Raw genomic sequence first — 26,062 nt, 5'->3', positions numbered from 1 at the left:
TTTAGCTATTGATGTTTACAGATTGAATAAATTTGGTTAGAATTTTTGGTTGCGGAAGTTCATCCAGTTCTTGCCAGGATACCCAATTCACTTCTGCGTCCATACTAAAGTTAGTGATATAATTATCTAATGCAAAAAACTTGACATATATAATTTGGTGCGTAAGCAGATGTTTCATCTCCATTAAGGGCCTTAACACGACGTCTTTTCCAAACATTTCCTGAAGTGAAGAACTGAATTCAGGATCTCCGGGTTCTGCGGCATGTGAAGTCTCAATGTGCGGAAAATCGTAAAGATGCTGCCAGATATCTTCTTTTATCCGTTTATTAACTAATACCTGCCCGTCTTTCAAACAGAACAAATAATTTAAATATCTTGTTTTAACTTTTACTGTTTTCAGCTTTACGGGCAAATGATTAACCAGATTACCCGCATAGGCGGCACATCCATCCTGCAAAGGACAAACCGCACAATTTGGAGATTTAGGCTTACACTGCAGTGCACCAAATTCCATAATCGCCTGGTTGTAAACCGCAGGGTCCTGGCCCTCGATCAATGACTGGCTTAGTGTAGAAAACGTAGATTTTCCGGCAGTAGAATTTATGGGTATATCAATGCCAAAATAGCGGGAAAGCACCCGAAAAACATTGCCGTCCAACACCGCCCGCGATTCCCCGGAAGAAAATGAAGAAATGGCAGCAGCAGTATAGGCACCTATTCCTTTTAACCTGATCAAAGCATCATACGCTACCGGAAAAACGCCCTCATGAAGCTCCATTACCTCCCTGGCGGTATAAAGCATATTTCTTCCCCTGGAGTAATAACCCAGCCCCTGCCACAGTTTAAGTATTTCCGTTTCTGAGGCGCCGGCGAAATCCCTAACTGTCGGAAAAGCCGCAAGAAAGCGGTTAAAATAGGGTAATCCTTGCTCGACCCTGGTCTGCTGCAAAATAATTTCAGATAACCAGATAACGTATGGATCGGTGCTGGCTCTCCAGGGCAAATTTCTGTGGTTTGCCTGATACCAGCTGGTAATAATTATCTGAAAATTCATAACCTCAAAAATACCTGTAATCTGTCAGCAGATTGCATTTTTAAACAATTTTTTTTCGACTTGCATCCAAAATAAGTGTATTCCAACGAATCTCGCCAAACGCTTTCGGAAGATGTAACAAACACAAAACTTGCAATTCCCTGATAGTTCAGCAGATAAATAATTGATCTTTTATTTTCCTATCTCATTAAAAAGCAATACTTTTGCAACCCCAAATCACTTATAATATTAAACACACAACAATTAATAATAGAAAATATGACTAAGGCAGATATTATTTCAGAAATATCAACGAAAACAGGAATTGAAAAGGTAGATGTACAAGAGACCGTTGAGGCGTTTTTCAAAGTCATCAAAACCAGTATGATCGGTGGCGAGAATGTGTATGTTAGGGGTTTTGGTAGTTTTGTTGTGAAGAAAAGAGCACAGAAAACAGCAAGGAATATTTCCAAAAACACCGCAATTATCATTCCTGAGCACTTCGTACCAAGTTTTAAACCAGCAAAAGTATTTGTTGACAAAGTGAAAAACAACACCAAAAAACTGAGCGTAGAGGCCTAAATCAAAGAAATGAACACTATCCGATCTAAACAAACACTAATTATTGCGGCAGTTGTACTGCTGGTTGCTTTTTTGTTTACTAGAGATATTAAGGGCTTAGTGAAACCAAAGGAGGAGAAGGCCGGAGTTCCGGCTGGTGGTCAGTTATCTTCCGCAAACAGTACGATTAACCTCACCGAGGTATCTACTGAAGCAAAAAACACCATTAATGCTAACTTAGCAACAGAAATCGCTACATTGGAAAATGCTTATCAGGCTGCTTCCGGCGATGATCAGCTGAATGCGGCTAAAGTACTAGCACAAAAATGGGACGATGTTGAAAAAACTATACCAAGTGCATTATACCTTGAAATCGTTGCCAATAAAGAGCAGACCCTGAATAACTGGTTAGCTGCTGGCGGCAGGCTTATGAAAGCGTATGATACCACAACAGATAGTGTAACAACACCGGTATTATTACAGAAAGCAAATATGGCTTATACCAACGCATTTGCACTAGACTCTACGAACCTGGATGCAAAAACAGGTTTGGGAATTACCATCGTTAATGGTATGGGTGCACCAATGTCGGGAATTGCCATGTTACTGGATGTAGTTAAAAAAGATCCAAAAAACCTAAGAGCTAATATGAGTCTGGGTACGTTTGCGATCAAATCCGGACAATTTGATAAAGCAATTACCAGGTTCAATGATATCATTGCCATGAAACCTACTCCAGATGCTTACTTTTATCTGGGAACGGCTTATGAAAACCTGGGAAAAAATAAGGAAGCAATTGATGCTTACTTAAGCAGTAAAAAGTTAGCAGCTAATCCAACCTTGTCATCTTTTATTGATAAGAAAGTGGCTGAGCTGAAAAACAAAAGTTAATAAACAGATTTATTAAAATATTTAAACCTAAAAGTTATGCCAAGCGGTAAAAAAAGAAAAAGACATAAAATGGCCACCCACAAACGTAAAAAACGTTTAAGAAAAAACAGACATAAGAAAAAATAGGAATTGTTTTTCATGAACAACGAATGGCAGATACCTGGGATGACCGGGTATCTGTTATTCGTTGCTCTTTTTTTTTATAGAGCCTGTTTAAAATACACGCTCTTCAGTCCATGTGTTTAAAAAGGGTCGCAAACCCTTAAAATGTAAAGCTTTTGGTAAAGGAATTAATTATCGATTCATCTCCCGCGGGAGTAACCATAGCTTTGATTGAAGACAAACAACTTGTAGAACTTCATAAAGAACACGTCAACACAAACTACGCCGTAGGCGATATTTATTTAGGCCGCATTAAAAAAATCATGCCGGGACTAAATGCAGCGTTTGTTGATGTAGGTTATGAGAAAGATGCTTTTTTGCATTATTTCGATCTGGGTCCGCAAGTTCAATCTTTATTAAAGCTTACTAAAATTAAGCGGAATGGCAGTGTTAGCGGTACTCTATTAGATAATTTAAAGCTGGAAGCCGATATTAACAAGGCTGGCAAAATATCTGAAGTTGTTGCCAAAAACATGCTCATACCTGTCCAGATAGCTAAAGAGCCTATTTCGACTAAAGGTCCGCGTCTAAGCTCCGATCTTTCTATTGCAGGACGTTATATTGTATTAGTCCCATTTTCCAATGTAATTTCCATATCCAAAAAAATTAAAAGTAATACAGAGCGTAACCGCCTGAAAAAGATTATAGAAAGTATCAAACCGAAAAACTTCGGTGTTATCATCAGAACAGTTTCTGAAGGTAAGGGAGTAGAGGAATTACAGAAGGATTTGCTGGATTCCGTTTCCAAATGGGAAAATTTTATTAAAAAACTGCCGGACGCTGAACCGTCTAAACGTGTTTGGGGAGAAATGGACAGAACGTCTACCTTAATCCGTGATATCCTGAGTACAGATTTCACCAACGTTTATGTAAACGACAACGGCCTGTTTGAAGATATCCGTTCTTATGTGCACGAAATTTCACCTGATATGGAGAAGATCGTTAAGCCATACAAACATAAAGAACCAATTTTCGAACACTTTGGCATAGAGAAGCAGATTAAAAACGGCTTCGGAAAAACTGTAAACCTCGCAGGCGGTGCCTACCTGGTTGTTGAACATACGGAAGCCCTGCACGTAATTGACGTGAATAGTGGTAACCGGACTGCTAATAAGGAAAACCAGGAAGACAATGCACTTCAGGTGAACAAAGAGGCGGCTAAAGAAATTGCAAGGCAGCTCAGATTACGTGATATGGGCGGTATAGTGGTAATCGATTTTATCGACATGCACAAACCGGTAAACCGTAAAATGTTGTTTGACTACCTAAGAGAGCTGATGCAGCTTGACCGTGCTAAACATACCATCCTTCCACCGAGTAAATTCGGACTGGTACAGATTACCCGCCAGCGTGTACGCCCGGAAATGAATATCGTAACCAGTGAAGTATGTCCAATGTGTCATGGTTCAGGTGAAATTAAAGCTAGTATCGTACTTATGGACGATATTGAAAGCAATATGAACTATATTTTACGGGAGCAGAATGAGAAAGACATTACGCTTTGCGTCCACCCGTATATTGAAGCCTTCATCAAAAAAGGTATTTATTCACTTCAGTGGAAATGGTTCTTTAAATTCGGACAGCGCATAAAAGTGAAGGCCGTTCCTTCTTACTTATTAACTGAGTTTCATTTTATCTCTTCCAAGGACGAAGAAATAAAGTTGTAAAACCCATGTTCAAAACATAATAAAGAAGCCTGACTGCACCCGCAGCCAGGCTTCTTTATTTCATAACCTTTTTATGGCTGGAAACTTTTAAATTCGTACTCAAATTAAAATCCATTGGCTAAAACTAAATCAGCATATTTTTGTCAGAGCTGCGGATATGAATCCGCCAAATGGCTCGGCAAATGTCCTTCCTGTAATTCATGGAACACCTTCGTAGAAGAAGTGATTGAAAAACCGGGTTCCGGTGCTGCCGCATGGCAAACTTCCAGCAGTGGAAAAAGGGCGAGTAAACCCAACCGCGTAACCGAAATCGCTTCTACGGCCGAAAAGAAAATTTCAACCAGCGATCTGGAGCTCGACCGTGTGCTTGGTGGCGGACTGGTTGCCGGCTCTGTAATTTTAATTGGCGGAGAACCCGGTATTGGCAAATCTACACTAATGCTCCAGCTGGCCTTAAATATCCGGGACAGAAAAGTACTTTATATCTCCGGAGAGGAAAGTGAGCAGCAAATTAAAATGCGTGCGGAACGGATTACCACTGACCCTGCAGCAGATTGTTATATCCTGACAGAAACCTCTACCCAGAATATTTTTAAACAGATAGAACTGCTGGAACCGGAAGTTCTGATTATTGATTCCATTCAAACACTGCATTCTGCACATATTGAGTCTACACCAGGCAGCGTCTCCCAGGTAAGAGAATGTACTGCCGAGTTATTGAGATTCGCAAAAGAAACCGGCGTTCCGGTATTTCTGATAGGGCATATTACGAAAGATGGTACGATCGCAGGGCCCAAAATCCTGGAACATATGGTTGATACTGTATTACAGTTCGAGGGTGACAGGCATCATGTATACCGCATTCTTCGTTCTATCAAGAACAGGTTCGGTGCCGCAGCGGAACTTGGTATCTACGCAATGCACAGCGCCGGACTAAGACAGGTTTCCAATCCTTCAGAGATTTTACTAAGCCAGCGCGATGAGGAATTGAGCGGTATTGCGATTTCAGCAACTTTAGAAGGCGCCAGACCGATGCTTATTGAAACCCAGGCATTGGTTAGTGCAGCGGCTTACGGGACTCCTCAGCGCTCTGCAACAGGCTTTGACACACGAAGGATGAACATGCTGTTGGCAGTGCTGGAAAAAAGATGCGGATTCCGTTTGAGTACACGAGATGTCTTCTTGAATATTGCAGGGGGGATCAAGGTAGAAGACCCGGCTATTGACCTGGCAATTCTTGCGGCTATTATATCATCCCACGAAGATATTCCCGTCTCTTCGAAAATATGTTTCGCTGCAGAAGTTGGTTTATCAGGAGAAATACGCGCAGTTAATCGGATAGAGCAACGGATTGCAGAAGCCGACAAACTTGGATTCGAAAGAATTTTCGTTTCCAATTATAATCTTAAGGGGATTAGCAGGGAGAAATATTCACTGGAAATTACAGGCGTGAGTAAGATTGAAGACGTATTTAATTTATTGTTTGGATAGCATCAGGTGATTTGATTAGATTAGTATTATAAATAATTAAACGTCAACTCATTAGATTGCTATGAAAAAATTAATATTCGCATTTGGCTGCTGTTTGTTCAGTCTGGCAGCACTGGCACAGGAACCCGCCTTTAAAGGTACCTCTCTTGGCGCAGGTGTAAGCCCCGGCAAACCCATAGCTGTTGCTGCTGTAGGAAAACAACTAGGTATGCAGCAGGAAGCACCAATGAAAATTACGGGAGAAGTTATTGAGGTCTGTAAGAAAAAAGGTTGCTGGATGACTTTAAAAACACCTGAAGGTGAGGCTATGCGCGTAACATTTAAAGATTATGCTTTTTTTATGCCTCTGGATATCGAGGGAAAGACGGTAGTCCTTGACGGTGTGGCCAGACAGCAAACCATCTCAATGGAAAAACTTCGTCATTATGCAGAGGATGCGAAAAAGTCCCCTGAAGAAATTTCAAGAATCACGGGGCCAAAAGCAGAAATTGCTTACGAGGCAACCGGCGTCGTCATTTTGTCCGATAAGCTTTAACCTATAAAAAAAGCCCTGAGTTCTTTGAAGATCTCAGGGCTTAAAATAGATTGCATCATGAATGCATGATCATTAATTATTTAGACAGATACATAGATTTATCTGTGTATAATTTTCTAAAGTAAGGGTCTTCCAGATCTTTGATAAAGCGAATTGACTCTCCTGTAGATTTCATTTCCGGTCCCAGTTCTTTTGGAACTTCAGGGAATTTATCATAAGAGAATACAGGTTCTTTAATCGCATATCCAACCAGTTTACGTTCGATTGTGAAATCTTTCAGTTTATTGACACCAAGCATCACTTTTGCAGCGATATTAATGTAAGGAACATCATATGCCTTCGCAATGAAAGGAACTGTTCTTGACGCTCTTGGATTCGCTTCAATTACATACACCTTTTCGTCCTTAACCGCGAACTGAATGTTCAGCAAGCCAATTACATTTAAAGCTCTCGCAATTTTCTTGGAGTAAGTCTCCATACTATTCATTACAGTCTCAGATAAACTGAACGGTGGCAATACTGCAAATGAATCTCCGGAGTGGATACCAGCAGGCTCAATATGTTCCATTAAACCGACGATGTGCACATCTTCTCCGTCACAGATAGAATCAGACTCAGTCTCTTCTGCCCTGTCCAGGAAGTGGTCAATCAGTACACGGTTACCAGGAAGATCTCCCAATAATTTAACTACTGCTTTTTCCAGGTCCTCATCATTAATTACAATACTCATCCCCTGACCACCCAATACATAACTTGGACGTACCAATACCGGGTAACCTACTTCATTTGCAACAACAATAGCCTCTTCTGCATTTTCTGCCACACCATATCTCGGATAAGGAATATCCAGTTCTTTCAGCAGGTCAGAGAAACGGCCACGATCTTCTGCGATATCCATATCGTTATAAGACGTACCAATAATTTTGATGCCATTCTCATGCAGTTTTTCTGCCATTTTCAATGCAGTCTGACCACCTAACTGTACAATTACACCAACTGGTTTTTCCAATTCGATGATTTCACGTACATGTTCCCAGAACACCGGCTCGAAGTATAACTTATCGGCCATGTTAAAATCAGTAGAAACAGTTTCGGGATTACAGTTAATCATGATAGCCTCAAAACCGCTTTCTTTAGCAGCTAGTAAACCATGTACACAAGAATAATCAAATTCGATACCTTGTCCGATACGGTTAGGTCCTGAACCTAATACAATTACTTTTTTCTTATCTGTAGGAATAGATTCGTTCTCCTGCTCGAAAGTCGAGTAGAAATAAGGAGTCTGTGCCGGGAACTCCGCAGCGCAGGTATCTACCATCTTATAAACCCTGGTGATACCTAATGATTTTCTACGGTCATAAACCTCATCTTCAGTTACATTACCTAACAGGTAAGCGATCTGAATATCAGAGAAACCTTTCTGCTTCAGATTGAAGAAGAAGTCTTTAGGAATATTATTAAGAGAATAACGTTTAAGCTCAGTTTCCAGGTAAACAAGTTCCTGAATCTGCGACAAAAACCATTTATCAATTTTAGTCACTTTACGGATAGATTCCAACGGAACTCCCATGCTCATTGCATCTTTGATCAGGAATAAGCGGTTCCAGCTTGGATGCTCCAGACCGTACATGATTTCATCGATGCTTCTGTTATGTTTTCCATCTGCACCTAAACCAGCACGTCCGATTTCAAGACTCTGACAAGCTTTCTGAAGGGCTTCGATAAAGGTACGACCAATAGCCATTACCTCTCCTACAGATTTCATCTGCAGACCCAGCTCCATATTCGCACCTTTGAACTTATCAAAGTTCCAGCGCGGTACTTTAACGATTACATAATCCAAGGTCGGCTCAAAATAAGCTGAAGTTGTTTTAGTAATCTGATTTTCTATTTCATCCAGGTTATAACCGATAGCCAGTTTGGAAGCAATCTTTGCAATCGGATAACCGGTTGCTTTACTTGCCAATGCCGAAGAGCGGGAAACCCTTGGGTTAATTTCAATAGCGATGATGTCGTCATTATCCGGGTTAACAGAGAACTGTACATTACATCCGCCGGCGAAAGTACCAATGGCACGCATCATTTTGATTGCCTGATTACGCATTTCCTGGTAACAGCTATCTGAAAGTGTCATTGCAGGAGCTACCGTAATCGAGTCTCCTGTATGGATACCCATTGGATCGAAGTTTTCAATAGAGCAGATAATAATCACATTATCATTACTGTCCCTTAATAGCTCAAGCTCGTACTCTTTCCAGCCCAGTACAGCTTTTTCAACCAATACTTCGTGTGTTGGAGATGCCTCAAGGCCGCGTTTTAACGCTGCATCAAATTCTTCCTTTTTATGAACGAAACCGCCACCTGATCCACCCAGTGTATAAGATGGGCGTATTACTAGTGGATAACCGATTTGCTGTGCAGCTTCTTTACCTTCCAGGAAAGAGTTAGCAATTTTTGAAGGTGCAACGCCTACACCGATATCTACCATTAACTGGCGGAATGCTTCTCTGTTCTCCGTTTTTTCAATTGCAGCAACATCGACACCGATTACTCTTACACCGTGCTTTTCCCACACACCACGTTCTTCTGCTTCTTTACAAAGGTTTAGTGCGGTTTGTCCGCCCATAGTTGGAAGGACTGCATCGATATTCCGTTCAATTAAAATCTGCTCAATAGAGTCTACCGTCAGCGGTCTGAGGTAAACATGGTCTGCAATTACCTTATCCGTCATAATTGTAGCCGGATTGGAGTTTATAATGGAAACTTCAATTCCTTCTTCTTTGAGGGATAATGCAGCCTGGGAGCCGGAGTAATCAAACTCACAGGCTTGGCCAATGATAATAGGTCCTGATCCAATAATCAATACGGAACGTATGGAGGTGTCTTTAGGCATAGGGTTTTAAAATTCTACTTGTTTTTAGTAAAAAATGCTGGTCTTAGAGACCTGATAGCTTGCGGGAATACTTGCTATATTAGAAAGGAAGCCCGACTGTTCTGTCGGGATGCAAAGTTACATTATTAGCTGATAAAAATGCCTTTTTTTTTCAAAAAGCCCTAAGTTTTGCGGCTCCAAATACACAGTGCATGTTTTTCGCCTTAATTCGGAGCGACAACAGCTGCGCGATGTGCACCCGTAGTCATGATAACGTCATGAATTTCAATATCCCTGAAGATTTATAAACTTCCTGTACTAGGGTTCAATAATCTTCGTTTTGTAAATAATAAGTTCAAAGAAAACAGCACATTTCCGTTTGGAAAACCAGCTGCAAGACCCGAATTAAAACATCCTCGACGGCGAAGGCCAGGAGGATAATCTTCATAAATAGTTTGTTTGGTTTATTATCCGGCAGGTACGTTCATGTCCTGCCGGATTTTTTTTGTGCGTAAATTTGCACCCATTCCATACATTCGACGATGCTGGACCACCTGGACTGATATTTAGCTGATTTACATTCGAATCACTCAGATGGGATACATCCAATAGAAAAAATCCTTTCTTTTGCAGCAGGAAAAACCGGAGTCTATACCGGAAACCCAATAAATTAGTATTATGCATATCAGGAAGATCGCTATAGTCGGCCCGGAGAGTACCGGCAAATCTACCATTACCACATTATTGGCCAGACACTACCGTACCCATTGGGTCGCGGAATATGCGCGGTATTATTGTGCTGCACTGCAAGGTCCCTGTACCCTTCAGGATGAAGAGATTATGTTCTACGGGCAGCTTGCACTGGAAGATTCCGTATTGTCACTTGCACAAAAAGACTTTATCTTCTGTGACACCACTTTTTTAACAGTGAAGATCTGGAGCGACGCAACCCTGGGAGAAAGCCCGGAAATTGTACTGGAAACCTTACCGGAAAGAAAATATGATCTTTACCTGCTCATGGATATTGACCTGCCCTGGGAGGATGATCCTCTACGGAATTTCCCGGGAAAGCGTAACCATTTTATGACTGTTTGGCATAAAGAACTGCAAGCCCTCAATGCCCGTTATGTAGTCATCAGCGGAATAGAAGACCGATTGCAAAATGCAATCGAGGCTGTCGACGAATTCCTCGCAGAAAGCTAAAATAATTATTTATACATTTGCCAATATCAAAAGGGGTGCCTTGTTTTTTTAGGAAACACAAAGACAGGCTGAGATCATACCCATTATTTGCAGACTATATCCAGGTATAGTTACAAATATGCACCTGATCCGGGTAATGCCGGCGGAGGGATTGGAGTTATGGAGTTTAACAAACTGTAAGTGCCCCTATTTACAGCAGGTTTTACTAAAAAAGAACAAAAAATTGAAAAAGTTACTGATAGTGGTGTTTGCTGCAATGCTTTCTCCGCTGTGCCTTTTGGCTCAATTCAAAATTTCAGGTAAGGTATCTGAAAAAACAAACAACACAGCCCTTTCCGGCGCTAGTATCAGGCTAAAAAACAGCAATGGCGGCACCAACACCAATTCCGCAGGGATTTACGAACTGAAGCAGAAAGCCGGGACCTATACGCTGATGATCAGCTTTGTGGGTTATGAACCGCTGGAAAGAACAATTGAGCTAAAACAGGATCTGAACCTTGACTTTAGTCTCAAGCCTTCGGCCTATCTTGCCGATGAAGTTATCGTGATGGCTACCCGCGCAGCCGAAAAATCAGCCTCCACCTATAAAAATGTTAGCAAATCTGAAATCGCGGCGAATAACTTCGGTCAGGATTTACCGTTTATTATTAACAATACACCGGGTGTAGTAGTCACTTCGGACGCCGGTGCCGGTGTCGGTTATACCGGGATCCGGATCCGGGGAAGTGATGGGTCGAGAGTGAATGTCACAGTCAATGGTATTCCATACAACGACAGTGAAAGTCAGGGTTCTTTTTTCGTAAACATGCCGGATTTTGCTTCTTCCGTGGAAAATATTCAGATTCAGCGTGGCGTAGGTACTTCCACAAACGGAGCAGGAGCCTTCGGAGGAAGTCTGAATATTCAGACCTCAGCACCATCCCTCGATCCTTATGCAGAAGTGAATACGAGTTACGGCTCTTTTAACACATTGAAGAATACCGTTAAAATAGGCACCGGGCTGATCGACAATAAGTTCAGCTTTGACGGCCGTTTATCTCGTATTCAATCTGACGGTTTTGTAGACCGGGGCGCCTCTTTACTGAAATCCTATTTCCTTTCGGGTGCATACCACGGTAAAACTGATTTACTCCGCCTGAACGTATTCTCCGGTACGGAAAGAACCTACCAATCCTGGAATGGCGTACCGGAATCCCGTCTGCGGAATGACCAGCAGGGTATGCTGGATTATATTAGCAGAAATGGACTTAACGAGGCCGATGCAGCCAACTTATTAAATTCAGACGGCCGCAAATACAATTCTTTCACTTATAAAGATCAGACTGATAACTATTGGCAGGACCATTACCAACTGCTTTATGCTAAGCAATTCAGCCCACGTTTCTCATTTAATGGTGCCTTACACTATACTTATGGCAGAGGTTATTATGAAGAGTTCAAGAACCTTCAAAAATTTAGTGATTATGCCTTGCCAAATCCAGTAATCAATGGTTCGGAAGTCCTGAAATCTGACCTTATACGCAGAAGATGGCTGAATAATGATTTCTATGGCGTCACTTATGCATTCAATTATAAAGCCCTCGATAACTTAAATCTGACCCTTGGTGGCGGATATAATGAATACAGAGGTAAACATTACGGACAGATCATCTGGTCACAGGTTGCTTCCTCACTGGATAACAGCGCCCATTATTATGACGGGCGTGGTCATAAAGACGACTTTAACATCTTCGGTAAAATAACCTTTAACCCCGCAGACCAGCTCAGCCTTTTTGCAGATCTGCAGTATAGAGGCATTAAGTATGATATTACTGGTAAAGACAATGATCAGAAACCACTTGACATTCATGACAGACTACATTTCTTCAATCCGAAAGTCGGTGCAACCTATACTCTGGACCCGGGAAGTAATATCTACGCATCAATGAGTATTGCCAATAAAGAGGCTAACCGTACAGATTATGTAGATGCTGTAAAAAACACCTTACCTCAGGCAGAAAGACTTTATGACCTGGAAGCGGGATACAGAATTCAGAGATCGGCATTCAATGCGGGGTTAAATGTTTATGGCATGTTCTATAAAGATCAGTTGGTTGTAACAGGAAAGCTCAATGATGTTGGTGGAAATATTCGTCAGAATGTTCCCGACAGTTACCGTATAGGGATTGAGCTGGACGGGTCATACACCTTGAACAGATTCTTTATGATCAATGCAAATGCAGCGTTAAGCAGGAATAAAATCAAGGAATTTTCTGAATATATTATGAACTATGACTCAGAGCTGGAGGAGATGAACACCTATAAAAACACCAATATCTCTTTCTCTCCTTCTGCGGTCCTATTCGGAGAACTGGTATTTAAACCTGTAAAATCTTTCGCTGTTGCCCTGCAAAGTAAATATGTAAGCAAACAATATATGGATAACACCCAAAGTGAGGAGCGTAAACTAAACGGATATTGGGTCAACAATGTACGTCTGGGTTACGATTTCAGCATAAAAGGTGTCAAAAACATAAATGTGGGCCTGCTCGCCAACAATATTCTGAACAAGAAATACCAGAGTAATGGGTACACCTACGGTTATATTAGCGATGGCAGCCGCTTGTCAGAAAATTTCTATTTCCCACAGGCTGGCACGAACTTCCTGTTGTCCCTGAACGTGAGATTCTAATCCAAACCACTACATTTGCCTGCAGCGGCAGAAATAAAGCAATTCCGGCCTTGTTTCTGCCGCTGTTTAATTTTATAGCTGTTGATTATTGTATTAACGTCTGGCTTTATTCACCTCTAAGAGATAAAAAATTGAAAAAATATATAGAAAAACTGCAGTTTATTACCCATGATATTCCAGGGCTGAGCCATATCGATCAGGCAAGAATCGCATGTGAAGCTGGTGCTAAATGGATACAATATCGCTGTCTGACGAAAAACGATCAGGAACTGCTTGCCGATATTATCCCGATAGCGGAAATCTGCGACGATTGGGGTGCCACACTGATTGTCACCGAACATATACACCTAAGTAAACTGGCAGACATTCAGGGTTTCCACCTGGAGGACACCCATGCACCTATTGATGCAATTAAGGAACAGCTAGGAGAAGAATTTACTGTTGGCGGCACAGCTCACACCGCAGCAGATGCAGTCCGGCTGGCATTGGCAGGAGCAGATTATATTGGCTATGGTCCTTTTAAAACAAGCACAACCAAATTAACGGATCTTGCACCTCTTGGCACGGCCGGATTCAATATTTTGATGGAGGAAGCGAATACGCATCTGCCGGACGTACCTATAATTGCAGTCGGAGGAATCACCGCAGCCGATATTGCCGCTTTGATGGATACCGGAATCTTTGGAATCGCTGCATCTTCTGCAATAAACCAGGCGGAAGATATGGGAGAGGCTTATCGTGAATTTTATGCGCTGCTTCGTTAAGATTATCTGATATTTTATTGTAAAAAAGCCGGTAACTATTACATTTGTTCAAAAAAACATTGGACAATCCCCAGATACCCAATACAAAAGATCCTTACGCAGCCCTGCGTTTCAGGGAATTCAGATCTTACCTCGGTATGCGCTTCTTCTTTACCTTCGCTTACCAGATGCAAGCCGTCATTATCGGATTTCATATTTACCATTTAACAAAAGATCCACTGGCTCTGGGGCTGGTAGGTCTTTGTGAAGCGATTCCTGCAATTGGCATAGCCCTTTATGGTGGATATGTTGCAGATAAATCGGAAAAGAGGGCCCTGCTATTTAAGATTTTTGCCGGAGTTTTCTTCTGCAGCCTAATCATGCTGATAGCCACAACGACCTATATGCACCGTTTTGTACCGGTGAGCTATATTATCCCGATCATGTACACCATGGTTTTCGGAATCGGTATTGCCCGAGGCTTTTTCAGCCCTGCAACCTTCTCCATCATGGCGCAGATTATCCCAAAAGAACTCTATCCAAATTCCAGTACTTGGAACAGTTCGGCCTATATGACTGCCTCTATAGTAGGCCCGGCCGTAGGTGGCCTGATTTACGCCTTTTTCGGCATTACTGCCACCTATAGCGTCATTCTCTTTTTTATAAGCGTAGCACTCGTCTGTATCTTTTTTCTACGCAAACATCCACCGCGTTTTATTCCTAAAGAAGATATTGTAACCAGCCTTACTGAAGGTGTAAAATTTGTCTTTAATAATAAGATTATGCTCGGTGCAATGAGCCTGGACCTTTTCTCTGTATTCTTCGGTGGAGCAGTCGCACTGCTTCCGGTCTTCGCAAATGACATTCTTAAAGTAGGATCTGAAGGCCTTGGTTTCATGCGTGCGGCCGCTTCTTCCGGAGCCGTTCTAACCATGTTAGCCATGACCCGAATTAGTCCGATGAACCGCCCCTGGAGAAACTTGTTAATCGCGGTAGCCGGATTCGGAACCAGTATTATCTGCTACGGGCTTTCAAAGAATTTCTACCTGACATTGGTATTCCTGTTTATGGAAGGTGCATTTGACAGTATCAGTGTACTGATCCGCTCTACCATTATGCAGCTCCTTACCCCGGATGAAATGCGGGGCAGGGTTTCTGCAGTAAATAGTATGTTTATCGGTTCCTCAAATGAAATTGGGGCATTTGAGTCGGGATTAACTGCCAAACTGATGCGAACGGTACCAGCGGTAGTTTTTGGCGGCTGTATGACGATCCTGGTTGCAGGGATTACGTATACTAAAACAAAAAGTCTCCTCGGTCTGAATTTAACAGAAATACAGGACAAGGAGCATCAGGAAATTTAACGGTATCCACTCTCCGATAGCTTTTTAGGCTATTTACGTACAGCTGGCCAGCCTCCGGGCCAGTCAAGTTTTTCTAAACGTAACTTAGGTTTGCCTTGATCATGTGCATCATATCCATGGAAAATCAGGTAATCGGTTCCATCAAAATTAGCGACTGCATTATGTCCTGTGCCGTACCAATTCTGATCGCCTTCCAGCAACAGGCTGCCACCACCACGGTTCATTGCTTTCCCTTGCTTATCCAGATATGGTCCTTCGACAGTTTTTGACCTGCCGACAATCATCTTATAAGTGCTTTTCACACCCTGACAGCAATAATCAACAGAAGCAAACAGATAGTAAAAACCGTTCTTTTTATAAAGAAACGGTGCTTCTATAGAATTGCCACCGGCATCCTGAGGTAATCCTTCCAATGCCGGTGGATTTGCAGAATCCGGATCCTCTTTTCTACTCGCAATGGTCGGCATCTGACGGATATCGCCCTCAGTACGCAGCAGATCTGCCGACATTCTTATTAATTTAAGGCCATCCCAGAAAGAACCAAAAGCCATCCAGGACTGCCCCTTTTCATCAGTAATGATATTAGGATCAATCGCATTCCAGTTAGTTTCACCCGGGATACTCCGGATCACTTCTCCATGGTCTGTCCAAAGATATGTTGGTGAAGACTGGTCAAGCGTCGGATTAGTTGCCACACCTATTGCAGATGTATTCTTTCCAAAAGCAGACACGGAGTAGTATAGATAATATCTATTATTCTTATAAACAATATCAGGAGCCCAAATGTGACCTTTAAATCCTGGAATTGATTGCTCCGCCCAAACCGGACCAGCACTAAAAACCGGCGTACCGGGCTTCCAGTTCTTCAGGTCCGGGGAAGTCCATACGGAGATCCCCATGCCTGTCGAAAAAAGATAATAGGTCCCGGCTGCTTTGATCATCACCGGATCATGCACAGAAATCTGCCCTGCCGGTTGCTGTGCTAAACTTTTTAAACTTGTCGACACAAGTATCAACAGAAAAAACAGATTGCGGATTCGTTTATATATTATCATGAAATCTTAAATATTACAAAACACCTTTACCTTTCAGATCAACCCTGATCAAATTAAAAGAGTAGGGTTTCAATTCCAGATTAACTTTATTATTCTTTACGGACAGCGGCGAAGTCTCAGGACTTACATTCACTGCATTACTAAAAGTATTCACAGCCCCCGGGTTATTGTTTTGCAGCAGGATAAGCTGAGCAGTTGCTGCAGCTTTTTTGCTCCCTTTAATCTGAATCTCCCTGCTAAGGGTTTCCTTACCAGGATTGATTATTTTGATAATCAGTTCGCCGGTCTCGCTGTCGGTAACAGCCGATGCATAAATCCCTTGCTGGCCGGAAATAAATTTATTGTCTTCCAAAATACTAACGACATCTGTCCCTTTATAAAGAGAATACAGTTTCTGCACGTAATAATTAGGCGTTCCATACACATTCAGGTTATCTACCCAGATCATGTCTGGTGTCCATTGCCAACCTTCAGCATGTGCAAAAAGCGGGGCATAAGAAGCCATATGAACAACGTCTGCATTACGTTCCAAACCAGTTAGAAAAGCCGCTTCGGCAATAGCACATTCCCAATTATTTTGATTACCAGGATTAGCAATAGCCTTGCTCTGTGCTGCATATTCACCAGCAAAAACTTTTGATCCTTTCCGGTCATAGCTATCATAACGGTTTGCATTCTTCAGAAACCAGTCCGGTGATCTGTAATAATGTTCATCGATAATATCTGCTTTCATTTTCCGTAAAGAAGTATTCAGCAAATCGAAACGTTCCCCGTCCGGATCTGTTCCTGAACTGTTAACTAGCAGGATATCCGGATATTTACTTTTTAATGCTTTGGTGAACAACTCCAGTCTTTCCAAATACTGAGGTCCCCAGTTTTCGTTCCCGACTCCAAGCATTTTTAAATTAAAAGGTTCCGGATGTCCCATGTCTGCCCGTACTTTGCCCCATGGTGTACTAACCGCACCGTTCGCGAATTCAACCAGATCCAGCGCATCCTGGATATAAGGACCCAGCTCATCAAGAGGAACCAGCTCTGCCGTATTAAACTGACAGGCCATTCCACAATTCAGAATAGGTAACGCAGTTGCTCCTATATCTTCAGCAAGCTGAAAATATTCATAAAAACCAAGCCCAAAAGTCTGATAATAATCGGGAGAGGGTCTGTGTGCAAATTCGGTATTCCATCGGTTTATGATTACTTCACGATCGGCAACAGGACCTATTGTTTTTTTCCACTGGTAACGGGTCGACAGGTCATGTCCTTCGACGATACAACCACCCGGAAAGCGGACAAATCCAGGTTTCATATCAGCTAAAAGCTGTACCATATCTCCCCTTAGACCGCCCTTTCTGTTCTTCCAGGTATCACCCGGAAACAGCGAGATCATATCTAGATCGATTGCTCCCTCGCCTTCAAACCAGATTTTAAAGTTAGCTTTCTCTACCGTTTCTGCGGATTTAAAACTGGCGTGCTGACTCTGCCACTGACCATCTGGTTTTTCTGGTATCAATTCAGACTGCCCAAGTACCTTTCCTGTGCTGTCCACCAGTGCTATGTGGAGTTTAAGCCCCTTCTGCTGCTGGCGGTACATAACGGAAAAATCATACTCCAGCCCTTTTTTAACACCAATGCCTTTGAAGCCTTCGTTATATAAGGCGAGATCTGTCTGTTTCCCCCCAGTTTTTACACGGATATAACGCGGATTGGATGATTTGCTTTCCTGTCTGTTCAGCACCAGCACATCGCCTTCTATACGTTTTCCTTCGACCTTCCAACCCATCATGGGTTTATAAAATTCAAAGGAGCGGTTTTTAATCAGCTCGGCATAAATCCCGCCGTCTGCCCCCATATTAATATCTTCGAAAAACACACCCCACATTTCCGGTTGTACTTTAGCGGTCTGTTTTGCCGGATCTACAACAATCGTCCGGGTTTTTTGTGCTTGCACCTGTAATGTGCAAAGTGCAGTAATGGCCGCAAGGGCAAATGGTTTAAATTTCATCTTATTTTTTGCTTTCTCCGGACCTTAATCCTTCGGTGGTCATTTGTATACGTTTCATTGTGCCATCGGCATTGTAATGTAATTCTTCAATACAGACAGAGCGTCTGTAACTGCCGCCAGCAGTGGGAATCGAGCCATTGTGGTATATAAAATATGATTTACCTTTAAAATCAATTATGGCCTGATGGTTAGTATTGGAGTTCCCGGCAACCTCATTTAAGATCCCTTTATATTCCCAGGGACCGGTAGCACTTCTACTCATAGCGTAAGCTATTTTTTCCGGAAACTGGTAGGCATAAGAAAGATAATACCAGTCTTTGCGTTTATGCAGCCATGGCGCCTCCGTAAAGTTTGGCAGATCTACCGTATGTATAGGGCCATCCTGTTCGATCATATTTTTTTTCAGCTTAATATAGTAGCATTGGGTATTACCCCAATATAGGTATGCTTGTCCGTCATCATCGATAAATACCGTGGGATCAATGTCATCCCAGCTGATGCTGGTCTGGCCGGTTGTCATGTCATTCGTAATCAATGCCGATCCTCTGGCATCTTTAAATGGGCCCAAAGGATTATCTGCAACGGCAACTCCTATGGCCTTACCTTTAATGCTGCCGTGTTCGACAGTCGCATACCAATAAAACTTGCCCTCTCTTTCAATAACTTGCGAAGCCCAGGCATCTCCTTTTGCCCAACCAAAATCTTTTGCCTTCAGGGGTACGGGATGCTCAGTCCAGTTCTTCAGGTCTGAAGAGGAATAAACCAGCCACTCATTCATTACATAATGTTCCTTTCCAGCAGGAGCTTCATCATGCCCGGCATACAGATAAACTTTATCCTGGTGAACTAATGCCGCAGGATCTGCGGTATACTTATCTTGTATAATCGGATTGCCCGTCTGTTGTGCCAGGGCCTGAAAGTTCCAGAAGCCCAGCAGCATCAATAGCCCCATACCAATCCGGTCTGTTAATTTTTGCATAATATTTCGTTTATACCTGGCTTAAATTAATTCTAATACTGCTACCGAAAAGGCCGGCAGTTTAACTGTTAATTTTCCGTCTTTCAATACCGCATCTTTAAATGCTGCCGGTTTAATCTTATCCGGATGATCAAAATCGTTATGATCATCTACTTTTCCTGAAGTCAGGATTCTTCCGTTTACCTGTTTAAAGTTTTTACCTTTCAGATCAATTGTAATCTCTTCTCCTTTTTTAGACTGTATATTGACTAGCGAAATATGGCTTTTCCCAGCTGCATCAACCGAAGCAGATACAGATACCGCCGGTAGTTTTTCACTACCCAGCATATAATCGCCAGTTTCAATTGTTAAAGGAATACGGGTTGCATCCTGATGTACTTTGTACATTTCCATTACATGATATGTCGGGGATAGTAGCATTTTCTCTCCCTTTGTCAGAATTACCGCCTGCAATACATTTACACATTGAGCCAGATTCGCAATTTTAACCCTTTCATTATGATTGTTGAAGATATTTAGCGTAGCACCTGCTATCATAGCATCTCTCATGGTATTCTGTTGATACAGAAAGCCTGGATTAGTCCCTTGCTCAACTTCAAACCAGCCACCCCATTCATCCACAACCAAACCAATCTTTTTTGCAGGATCATATTTATCCATAATAGCAGAATGTTTGGTGATCAGCTCATCCATTCTCAGCGCAGTTTTCATAGTTTCAAAATATTGTTGTTCTGAAAACCCTACTGCCGGCCCCTTCTTCTCCCAGCTTGGGAAGGAATAGTGATGCAGCGCGACGCCGTCCATCAAACCTAAAGGGATACCTTTCATGAGTGTTTCCGTCCAGTGATAGTCGTCCACATTTGCTCCGGAAGCTACTTTATAAAGGTCTTTACCTTCCATAAAGGTGGCGAATCTCCTGTACTCTCCCACGTAATATTCCGGTGTCATATTTCCGCCGCAACCCCAGGCCTCATTACCTACTCCCCAGAATTTGACATTCCATGGTTTCTCTTGTCCATTCTGCACACGCAGGTCCGACATCGGACTTTTACCTTCGAAATTCACGTATTGTACCCAGTCAGATAATTCCTGCACAGTACCACTACCTGTATTTCCAGCAAGATATGGTTCGGTACCCAGGAGTTTACACATATTTAAAAAATCGTGTGTCCCGAAACTGTTATCTTCTGTTACGCCTCCCCACATCGTATTCACGATAGAAGGTCTGTCTGCTTTCGGACCAATACCGTCTTTCCAATGGTATCGATCGGCGAAACAGCCACCAGGCCAGCGCAAATTCGGAATATTCAAGTTCTTAAGCGCAGCAACAATATCATTACGCACACCGGCCGTATTCGGAATCGTCGATTTTTCACCAACATAAAAGCCGTCGTAAATACTTCTCCCCAGATGCTCGGCGAAATGCCCGTAAATGTGTTTACTGATTGTTCCACCATTCTGTGTTGTCTGAAGACTAACCTTCGTCTGCGCTTGCATCGCGGTACTGAAACCTATGCCCATCACAGACAGACAGATTGTTTTAAGCCATGTAGTTTTTTGCATCATCATCGTATTAATTTAATTAAAAAAGGGTCCTGCCGGTTTACGGCAGAACCAGGTATTAATTAGCGGAATTACGCTTTAAATTTGGATTAACGTTTAACTCCGACAAAGGAATCGGAAGATACTCTTTTCCGGGAATCCAGGTTTTGAAATCAGGATCATGGGCTCTGAGTTCTGCCAGTTTAACCGGATCATATAACCAGCCCCAACGAATAATATCATTGATGCGAATAGATTCAGTCGCAAATTCAAGTGCCCGTTCATGGCCCAGCTGATCACGCATTCCCACCTGACCTAGTCCTGGTTTTACAGTTTTCAAATCCGGCAAACCAGCCCTGTCCCGTACTTGCTGAATATAATTATAGGCTTCAATAGTATTTCCGGTTTCATTGAGCGCTTCAGCATACATTAATAAAACATCGGCATAACGTAGAATCCGGTAGTTGATGCCTGAGTTTTCCTGATCGTCATTACCTGGCCAGTTTAGGCCATCATGTGTGTATTTCCGAGGATATATTTTGTCAAGCGCGAACGGCCATTTATTGCCGTATACGGTAATTGAATTATCAGCAGGTTCGTAGGAGGCGATTGTCGCCAGTAACCGTGGATCACTTTTTCCTGCTTTTGTCTTCTCTTGTTTAAATTCTTCGTAAATCCATCGTGTAGGCATAAAGTCTGAATAACCGTAGCCATCCATCGCATACGTTCTTCCTATAGAGCTCACCTGTTTCCAATTTGCATTCGGTTCGCCTCCGTAATTCATAACTGTCCCACCTAAAGCATCTGGCTGACCAAACTGTACTTCAAAAAGGGATTCCTTATTATTCTCGTTGATTTCCTTAAAATTATCTCTATAATCAGGCATTAATGCATAAGTACCTTTCTGAGCACCATTAATCAGCTCATTAAATTCTGCTGCGGCCTCTGTCCATTTTTTTTGATAGAGATAGGCTTTTCCAAGCATCCCCGTAGCGGCACCTTTTGTAGCCCGGCCAATATTGCCTGCATCTGGACCGTTCACACCTGCATAGGTAACCGGCAGCGATTCTTTAGCCGTTTTAAAATCGGAAATTATCTGGCCCCACAGTTCTTCATCGGTGGCTGTCGGCGTATGATATTTGGTTTTATCCGTTGGCAATTCAAGTGGAACAGGAATCGATTTATAGGTATTAGCCAAATTAAACAGAGCTACGCCACGCAGAAATGCAGCCTGCCCCAGAATTCTCTTTTTTAATTCAGTGTCCATTTCAATTGCCGGAACATTCACAATAACCTGGTTTGCGCGCCAGATCAATTGATAATGTGTTGCCCAAATCCATTGTACGGGGCCTGAATTAGAGGGGATGGTAAAATTACCAACCTGCACCAGGTCTCCCCAGGGACTGTCACCATAAAAGTCATCTCCGCGACTGTCGGTTAACGCGGGGAACATCCGCATATAGGTGCCGTCCTGAATAAGGCTGTTGTAAATCGCATTCACACCTGCCTGTGCATCTGCTGCAGTTTTCCAGTAAACGTCTATGGTTTTAGCATTTGGATTTTGTATATCCAGTTCTTTTTTACAGCCTGTTGCCAACAGACCGAGAAGAATATAACAGCATATTTTTTTCATGTGCTTGTTTCTAGTTTGCAGGTTCATCATTGCCCGGCTATTTGCCAAAAGCGGCTCTCATGTTCCTATTTATGTTTTGTACTTTTCGTTTTCTCTAAAATTTAACCTGTACACCCAGTAAAAATGTACGGGGTGTAGGATATGATCCGGGATCAAAGCCGGGTTCAAAAGGACGCGTCTGTGCGAAGTCTGGGTTATATCCTTTGTAAGACTGGAAGGTGTGTAAATTTTGTGCAGTTGCATAGATTCTCAGATCTTTCATCCAATTTACTTGCATATTCTGGAATGTATAACCCAGGGACACCGTATTAATTCTCAGGTAATCTCCTTTCTGTAACCAGTTTTTTCTATCGGAATCAACCCCGTTCTGATTTGGATCTTTAGCAGCAAGTCTTGGAAACTCGGTATTGGTATTAGATGGGTTCCAGCGGTTCAATGCGTCTGTATGATAGTTAATATAGTCCGTTGTATGCATTAATGTACGGTAAAGTGCCCCATTAATCAGATTGCCACCCGCACCCGACATAAACAGGGTGAAATCAAATCCCTTATAAGCGGCGGTGAAATTTAACCCGTAATATACTTTCGGTAATGAACTGCCGAGGTCAGTTCTGTCCAGGTCGTTTATTACTCCGTCGGGAACTCCGTCTGGCCCGCTGATATCTTTAAATTTCAAGTCACCAGGAGCTGTTCCTGCATTTTGGAAAGCATGATTTTTAATTTCCTCATCGTTCTGGAATATGCCTTCGACAAGTCTGCCGTAATGCCTGCCTATCTCTTTACCTACTGTGCTAATAAAGCCACCAACAATTCTGGACGTTTCTCCTTCACTTAGTTTCAGAAGGGTATTTTTTACCGTACTCACATTACCGGCAATGCTGTAAGTAAAATCACCGCCTTTTTTATGATAAGCGAGGTTAATTTCTACTCCTGTGTTTCTGATACTGGCAGCATTGGTAATGGGCGCAGTATCTATCGAGCCAACAGATGCTGGAATTGGTTCACCAATGAGCGCATTTGAAGCTTTGTTGTTGTAGTACTCGGCAGTCAGGTCAAACATTCCATCAAAGAATGTTGCGTCTACTCCAATATTAGATGTAGTCTTGGTTTCCCAGCGAATATTCGGGTCGACCACATTGGTTTGAGTACCTCCGGTTACTTTCGTTCCGTTGAAATTATACACAATATTAGGGTTGAGTAGGGCCAGATAACGGAAATCGCCAATATTAGCGTTACCCAACTGACCCCATCCACCCCTCAGTTTCAATTCATTCACCCATTTTGGCAGGTGGATAAAGCTTTCTTTACTAATTCTCCATCCGGCGGATACGCCTGGAAAATTTCCGTATTTATAGCCATATCCAAAACGGGAAGATCCGTCCCTGCGAAAATTTGCAGTTAGTAAATATTTATCATCAAAATTATAATTAAGCCTGCCGAACATACCAAAGAAGGCATAAGGCACCATGCTTCCGTCGACTGTTTTGTTATTTCCATTACCCAATACAAGATATTCCGGATCTACGTCTTCTGCATGTCCTGAACGGTATAATGATGTATTTTTATTATAACTAACCCCTGTTACCACATTCAGTGAGTGTTTACCGAATACCTTGTCATAAGTAAGTGTATTATCTATCAGGCCATTTGTAAATACTCTTGAATTATCATCTAAACGACTTACAGTTTGCTTAAAGAAAAAGCCGAGATCAAAAACAGGTTGGTAAGAGAAGTCTCTGGCCACAGTTCTGTCGTATCCTAAATTCACCTTATATTTCAGACTATGTCCATTCAGATTGAGAAGTTGCGCTTCCGCCCAGGCCACACCGAAAATGCGGTCTACTTCTGTATAATTAGTGAACATATTATTTACCGCTACAACGTTTAATGAAATAGCTTTCTCCCGGTCTGATTGCGTTCCTCCGTAACCATTAGGCATATTCGGATCATATACCAGTTGAGTTGGAATAGCCATTAGCAGGTCATTAATCAACGGCGGTCTCCCACCCGTCAGTACGTCGCCACGGAAGGTCAGTGAATTTTCCTTGGAATGGGTATAACTTAATGATTGCCCGAATTTAAAAATACCTTTTTGCTGCGTGGTATTAATCCGCCCTGTATACCGGTCGTAATCCGGTCCCTGACCGACGATCGTCCCACCCTGCTTATAATAATCCATAGAAACATTATAAGTTGAGTTCTCAGCACCTCCGGAAAAATTCAGGTTATGGTTCATCCGATGCCCGGTCTTCAGCCCTTCTTTCTGCCAGTCAGTATTGATTGTATTAATATACATACTGCTTGCAGGATCATTTGCAGGAGCCATTTCCTCTCCTCCGTTTAACTGAGATTCATTGTTCAGCATCTGATACTGTTCCCTATTAGCAACAGGAATGCGTTGCCATACTTTATCTATACCAACATAGCCGTTATAGCCAATTTGAAGTGGTGTATTTCTTTTACCCTGCTTGGTCGTAATAATGATAACCCCGTTTGCCGCGGCAGCTCCATAAATCGCAGCAGCGGTTCCATCTTTCAATACCTGCATAGATTCTATATCATTAGGGCTAAAATCTCTGGGTGTATTAGCCAGCATAATTCCGTCTACAACATACAGAGGCTGCTGATTATTGAATGAAGCCAACCCGCGAATACGAATGGTGGGAGAAGCCCCGGGCTGCCCGTCTGTAGTAACGGAAATACCGGGTGTTCTGCCTTGCAGTAATTGTCCGATATCACTCCCAGAGGTTTTTTTAATCTCTGCAGCATCTACCAGCGCTACAGATCCCGTAAGATCTTTTTTCAACTGCGTCCCGTAACCAACGACAACAACTTCAGATAAATCTTTACTGGATGAATTTAGGCTAATGGTAATCTGTTTACTCATACCTACTTTAACTTCTGCTGCTGTATAGCCCAACAGATTGATCAGCAGAATATCATTTGGTTCCGCCGACAGTACAAAATTACCTTCTCCATCTGAAGCTGTCGCTGTTTTCTTTCCTTTAATACTAATCGTTGCACCCGGTAATCCGGCATTTTGTTCATCTACGACCTTCCCTTTTATGACGGGTGTTTGCGCTTTCAATCCTGCAGATAAGAAAATCAGCAGCAACAGCAAGGCATACCGGCTATGCCGCCAGCAATTGTTGAGTAAAATAATTTTCATAATTATGGTGTTGATATTTGGTTTCTGATTACAAAACAGATCGGAATTTCCCCCGTGTGCTTTCATGATTTAAGCTTTAAGCGCAGCTCAGGAGTCAAAAACTGTATGGCTACAGTTAACCCGGGATTGCACTGGTTTATACTTGGTTTATGCCCCCCATTTTCATGGACAACAAATCTAATGTAGGAATTTATTATTAATCGTCAAAATAACATTTAAAATGTTTTTAACTGTTATTTTTACATTTAATAAAAACGAGCATAAAAAAGCCATTAAACATCTTTAAACAAAGATTTTAAAAAGAAAAACAGAAAGTAAATTGAATATATTTTTGAAAAAAAATTCAAAAAACAAGCTTAAATACTCAAAAAAAGCAGATTATTTTACACCACTCCGCGGGATATATGTATGGTAATTAGTTTCCATACCGGCCAAAAAAAAACGCCGGAATTTAATATTCCGGCGTTTTTTAAATCGTTAAGTTGT

The 26,062-nt window shown here is 42.2% G+C and carries 17 protein-coding genes; 9 read left to right on the top strand and 8 right to left on the bottom strand.

The features are described 5' to 3' along the window. Position 1: 1 nt before the first annotated feature. The gene (mutY, locus tag BM192_RS06530) at positions 2-1,054 is read right to left on the bottom strand and encodes an A/G-specific adenine glycosylase (protein ID WP_037438048.1); all 1,053 of its coding nucleotides are present in this window, start codon (positions 1,052-1,054) and stop codon (positions 2-4) included. A gap of 258 nt (positions 1,055-1,312) precedes the next feature. On the opposite strand from mutY, the gene BM192_RS06525 reads away from it, so the two are divergent. The 5 genes from BM192_RS06525 (at position 1,313) to BM192_RS06505 (ending at position 6,340) form a co-directional block, all read left to right on the top strand. Continuing rightward, complete coding sequence (locus BM192_RS06525; protein WP_037438049.1) at positions 1,313-1,615, top strand: HU family DNA-binding protein; 303 nt, start codon at positions 1,313-1,315, stop codon at positions 1,613-1,615. 9 nt (positions 1,616-1,624) lie between these two features. Continuing rightward, positions 1,625-2,485 carry a tetratricopeptide repeat protein gene (locus BM192_RS06520; protein WP_037438050.1) on the top strand — a complete coding sequence of 287 codons (861 nt, stop codon included), beginning with the start codon at positions 1,625-1,627 and terminating at the stop codon, positions 2,483-2,485. A 278-nt stretch (positions 2,486-2,763) separates the two neighbouring features. Further along, positions 2,764-4,314 (top strand): Rne/Rng family ribonuclease, encoded by a 1,551-nt coding sequence (locus BM192_RS06515; protein WP_037438051.1) that lies wholly within the window; start codon positions 2,764-2,766, stop codon positions 4,312-4,314. A 114-nt stretch (positions 4,315-4,428) separates the two neighbouring features. Beyond that, complete coding sequence (gene radA, locus BM192_RS06510; protein WP_037438053.1) at positions 4,429-5,805, top strand: DNA repair protein RadA; 1,377 nt, start codon at positions 4,429-4,431, stop codon at positions 5,803-5,805. Between the two features lie 61 nt (positions 5,806-5,866). Continuing rightward, positions 5,867-6,340: a DUF4920 domain-containing protein gene (locus tag BM192_RS06505; RefSeq protein WP_037438054.1), complete on the top strand. Its 474-nt coding sequence runs from the start codon at positions 5,867-5,869 to the stop codon at positions 6,338-6,340. Between the two features lie 76 nt (positions 6,341-6,416). Here the strand turns inward: BM192_RS06505 and carB are convergent, their stop codons facing one another. Then, on the bottom strand, positions 6,417-9,233 hold the full coding sequence (gene carB, locus BM192_RS06500) for a carbamoyl-phosphate synthase large subunit (protein WP_037438055.1): 2,817 nt from the start codon (positions 9,231-9,233) through the stop codon (positions 6,417-6,419). Positions 9,234-9,890: 657 nt separating this feature from the next. On the opposite strand from carB, the gene BM192_RS06490 reads away from it, so the two are divergent. The 4 genes from BM192_RS06490 (at position 9,891) to BM192_RS06475 (ending at position 15,193) form a co-directional block, all read left to right on the top strand. Beyond that, a complete protein-coding gene (locus BM192_RS06490) occupies positions 9,891-10,415 on the top strand; it encodes an AAA family ATPase (protein WP_037438057.1) in 525 nt (174 codons plus the stop codon). Between the two features lie 223 nt (positions 10,416-10,638). Further along, positions 10,639-13,086: a TonB-dependent receptor gene (locus BM192_RS06485; protein ID WP_037438091.1), complete on the top strand. Its 2,448-nt coding sequence runs from the start codon at positions 10,639-10,641 to the stop codon at positions 13,084-13,086. A gap of 131 nt (positions 13,087-13,217) precedes the next feature. Further along, positions 13,218-13,850, top strand: coding sequence for a thiamine phosphate synthase (locus BM192_RS06480; RefSeq protein ID WP_037438092.1), 633 nt, complete (start codon positions 13,218-13,220; stop codon positions 13,848-13,850). Between the two features lie 59 nt (positions 13,851-13,909). Further along, complete coding sequence (locus tag BM192_RS06475; protein WP_037438094.1) at positions 13,910-15,193, top strand: MFS transporter; 1,284 nt, start codon at positions 13,910-13,912, stop codon at positions 15,191-15,193. A gap of 29 nt (positions 15,194-15,222) precedes the next feature. Here the strand turns inward: BM192_RS06475 and BM192_RS06470 are convergent, their stop codons facing one another. The 6 genes from BM192_RS06470 to BM192_RS06445 form a co-directional block, all read right to left on the bottom strand. Continuing rightward, positions 15,223-16,248 carry an arabinan endo-1,5-alpha-L-arabinosidase gene (locus BM192_RS06470; RefSeq protein WP_037438059.1) on the bottom strand — a complete coding sequence of 342 codons (1,026 nt, stop codon included), beginning with the start codon at positions 16,246-16,248 and terminating at the stop codon, positions 15,223-15,225. A 13-nt stretch (positions 16,249-16,261) separates the two neighbouring features. Further along, positions 16,262-18,253 carry an alpha-L-arabinofuranosidase C-terminal domain-containing protein gene (locus BM192_RS06465; protein ID WP_037438061.1) on the bottom strand — a complete coding sequence of 664 codons (1,992 nt, stop codon included), beginning with the start codon at positions 18,251-18,253 and terminating at the stop codon, positions 16,262-16,264. 1 nt (position 18,254) lies between these two features. Then, positions 18,255-19,232 carry a glycoside hydrolase family 43 protein gene (locus BM192_RS06460; protein ID WP_081857455.1) on the bottom strand — a complete coding sequence of 326 codons (978 nt, stop codon included), beginning with the start codon at positions 19,230-19,232 and terminating at the stop codon, positions 18,255-18,257. A gap of 21 nt (positions 19,233-19,253) precedes the next feature. Then, a complete protein-coding gene (locus BM192_RS06455; RefSeq protein WP_234797516.1) occupies positions 19,254-20,801 on the bottom strand; it encodes an alpha-N-arabinofuranosidase in 1,548 nt (515 codons plus the stop codon). A 52-nt stretch (positions 20,802-20,853) separates the two neighbouring features. Further along, on the bottom strand, positions 20,854-22,407 hold the full coding sequence (locus BM192_RS06450; RefSeq protein WP_037438096.1) for a RagB/SusD family nutrient uptake outer membrane protein: 1,554 nt from the start codon (positions 22,405-22,407) through the stop codon (positions 20,854-20,856). A 94-nt stretch (positions 22,408-22,501) separates the two neighbouring features. Continuing rightward, positions 22,502-25,576 carry a SusC/RagA family TonB-linked outer membrane protein gene (locus BM192_RS06445; RefSeq protein WP_037438097.1) on the bottom strand — a complete coding sequence of 1,025 codons (3,075 nt, stop codon included), beginning with the start codon at positions 25,574-25,576 and terminating at the stop codon, positions 22,502-22,504. Positions 25,577-26,062: the final 486 nt, after the last annotated feature.

Source organism: Pedobacter antarcticus (assembly GCF_900112985.1).
In the GTDB taxonomy this organism is placed as follows: Bacteria; Bacteroidota; Bacteroidia; order Sphingobacteriales; family Sphingobacteriaceae; genus Pedobacter; species Pedobacter antarcticus.
Note: the sequence above shows the minus strand (reverse complement) of the source record. Positions and strands in the feature narration are given on the sequence as shown.